Origin of the sequence: Kitasatospora sp. NPDC057692, from assembly GCF_042799475.1 — a bacterium.
GTDB lineage: Bacteria > Actinomycetota > Actinomycetes > Streptomycetales > Streptomycetaceae > Kitasatospora.
Genome location: NZ_JBHVIV010000026.1, coordinates 1 through 2,775, shown reverse-complemented (window position 1 = coordinate 2,775; position 2,775 = coordinate 1). Strand labels below are relative to the sequence as shown.

General features: G+C 72.5%; 2 protein-coding genes. One reads left to right on the top strand and one right to left on the bottom strand.

Annotation, left to right across the window (positions count from 1 at the left end; all coding sequences use genetic code 11):
• Positions 1-38: 38 nt before the first annotated feature.
• Positions 39-875 (bottom strand): IclR family transcriptional regulator, encoded by an 837-nt coding sequence (locus ACFVFS_RS16695; protein WP_380624692.1) that lies wholly within the window; start codon positions 873-875, stop codon positions 39-41.
• 342 nt (positions 876-1,217) lie between these two features.
• Between ACFVFS_RS16695 and ACFVFS_RS16690 the strand changes: the two genes are divergently transcribed.
• Positions 1,218-2,528, top strand: coding sequence for an extracellular solute-binding protein (locus tag ACFVFS_RS16690; RefSeq protein WP_380624690.1), 1,311 nt, complete (start codon positions 1,218-1,220; stop codon positions 2,526-2,528).
• Positions 2,529-2,775: the final 247 nt, after the last annotated feature.

Below are 2,775 nucleotides of genomic sequence, written 5' to 3'. Positions count from 1 at the left end.
CGGCACCTGCTCGTTCAGGTGCCGGGCCCTTCCGCGTGTCAGACCACCGGGCGGTCGGAGCCGAGTTCGCGGGAGATGCGCAGGCCGACCTGGGCGACCACGGGGCCGAGGGCGCGGACGCGGGCGGCGGTCATCCGGGAGGTGAGGCCGGAGACCGAGAGGGCCGCGGTGACCTCGCCGGTGTGGTCGAAGATCGGGGCCGCGACGCAGCGGACCTCGGGCTCGTTCTCGCGGTCGTCGATGGAGTAGCCGCGGGCGCGGATCCGGGCGAGGTCGGCGCGCAGGTGGGTCTCGTCGGAGATGGTCCAGGCGGTGACCGGGCGCAGGCCGGCGGCGACGACCTCGGTGACGGCCTCGTCGGGGAGCCAGGCCAGGATCGCCTTGCCGGTCGCGGTGCAGTAGGCGGGGGCCCGACTGCCGACCCGGGAGGCCATCCGGACGTTGGTCTCGTCCTCGACCTTGTCCAGGTAGACGATGCCCGGTGCCTGCCAGACGGTGAGGTGGACGGTCTCGCCGGCCTCGCGCTGGAGGCGGCGCAGGTGCTCGGCGGCGACGCTGCGCAGGTCGAGGGTGGAGAGGTAGGCCTGCCCGAGGCGCAGCGAGCCGTGGCCGAGCCGGAACCAGCCGGTCTCCCGGTCGCGGTCGAGCAGGTGCTCGTCCAGCAGCGGGCCGGTCAGCCGGAGGACGGTCGACTTGTTGAGGTCGAGGGCCTCGGCGAGCTGGGCGAGTGGGACGCCGCGCCCGTCGCCGTGGTCGCGGACGTAGCCGAGGACGGACAGCGCCCGGCGCAGCGAGGAGGACTGGTTGCGCTCGCCCGCCGCCTTCTTCGGTTTCGCGGTGGTGGCGGTGGCCGAGGTGGCCTCCTGCTCCGTCATCGGTCCCGTTCCCCTCTCGTTCCGCGGCCGGACTGCGGCGGTTGTCGAACCGTACCCCTTCCGGGCCGGGCCGCCGCGTTTTCGATACAGCGTTGTGCAGTGCAAAACTTCGCGAACCGGCTCTTGTTGGGCGTGAGCGCCCGCGCCTAACGTCCCTGGCATCGAGCAGGCGACGCAGCCCACCCGAGCGGTCGCTCTGCCGTACCCGCGTAGCACCACCCCCACATCCACGCGTTCACGCACGCACCCATCACCGGCCCCGGTCAGGGCCTGCTTCGACGTGCCCGTCCCCAGCGGCCGCACGTCTCGGCGGCAGCTGTCGGGAGGGGAGGCTCCACACTCATGCGCATCGTCAGACGGACCACCGCGGCCGCCGTCCTCGCCGCCACCTGCCTCGCGGCCGCCGCCTGCTCGCCCGGCACCGCTGTGCCGGCCGGCGAGAAGGCTGCCGACGACAAGACCGGCACGCTGCAGGTCTGGCTGTACAACGAGGCCGGCAACGCCGCAAAGGAGGCGGTGATCAGCAAGGCGGTCGCCGAGTTCCAGGCCTCCCACCAGGGCGTCACCGTCAACGTCAGCTACATCGACACCGACGCCTCGGCCCGTGCCGCCAAGATGAAGGGCGCGTTCAACGACCCGAACAGCGCCCCGGACCTGGTCGAGTTCGGCAACACCGACCTGCCCGGCTACGTCGCGGCCGGCGGTCTCGCCGAGATCGGCGGCGACCTCGACAAGTGGAAGGACAAGGGCGACCTCGACCCGGTCATCGCCAAGACCGCCGAGATCGACGGCAAGACCTACGGCCTGCCGTGGTGGGTCGCGGTCCGCTCGCTGTACTACCGCACCGACCTGTTCACCGAGGCCAGCCTGGCCGCGCCGACCTCCTACGCCGAGCTGGTCGCCGCCACCGAGAAGATCCACACCGCGCACCCCGACACCTTCGGCATCGCGATCGGCGGCAAGTACACCTTCGGCGCGCTGCCCTTCGTCTGGGACGCGGGCGGCGACATCGCCGTCAAGGACGGCGGCAAGTACAAGGCGGCGATCAACTCGCCCGCCTCGCAGGCCGGCGTCAAGCGCTACACCGACCTGTTCGGCGAGAACGGCTGCCCGGCCCAGCAGTGCGCCGACCTCACCGGCGGCAAGACCGTCGACCTCTTCGCGGCGGGCAAGGCGGCGATGGCGATCCTGCCCAACTCCAGCCGCAGCAAGGTGGACGCGGGTGCGGCCAAGGACAAGTACGCGGTCGTGCCGCTGCCCGGCGAGAAGGCCGGCTCGATCGCCCCGGCGTTCGCCGGCGGCAACAACCTCGGCGTGATGAAGGCGGCCAAGCACCGCACCCTGGCCGTGGAGTTCGCCCAGCTGCTGGCGAGCCCGGCGTACCAGGAGCAGATGTACGACGCCATGGGCAACCTGCCGACGCTGAAGTCGGTCAGCACCAAGGTCGCCGCCAAGGACGCCTTCCTGAAGCCGTTCACCGACACCATCGCGGCCGGCACCAAGTTCGTGCCGCTGGACCAGGCGTGGGCGCAGATCGACGCGCAGGCCGTGATCCCGACGATGCTCCAGCAGGTCGTCACCGGCAAGGCGGACGTGGCGAAGGCCTCGGGCGACGCCGCCACCCAGATCACCTCGGCCTTCGCCGCCCACTGAGCCTCGGCCGCCCGGCGAGCCCCGGCCGCTCACCGAGCCCGGCCGCTCACCGAGCCCGGCCGCTCACCGAGCCCCGGCCGCTCGCCGGGCGCAGGCCACCCGAGAGCCAGGCCCCCCGAGAGCTCAGGCCCACCCGAGAGCTCAGGCCATCCGAGAGTTCAGGCCGGCTGAACCCGGGTCCGGCGGCGGCTCCCCACCGCCGGACCCGGGCCCGCCGGGCATCCAGAGAGCAGGTCCCGTACGTGTC

Coding starts and splice junctions, on each gene's coding strand:
- ACFVFS_RS16690 (WP_380624690.1), top strand. CDS start 1,218: ATGCGCATCGTCAGACGGACCACCGCGGCCGCCGTCCTCGCCGCCACC.
- ACFVFS_RS16695 (WP_380624692.1), bottom strand. CDS start 875: ATGACGGAGCAGGAGGCCACCTCGGCCACCGCCACCACCGCGAAACCG.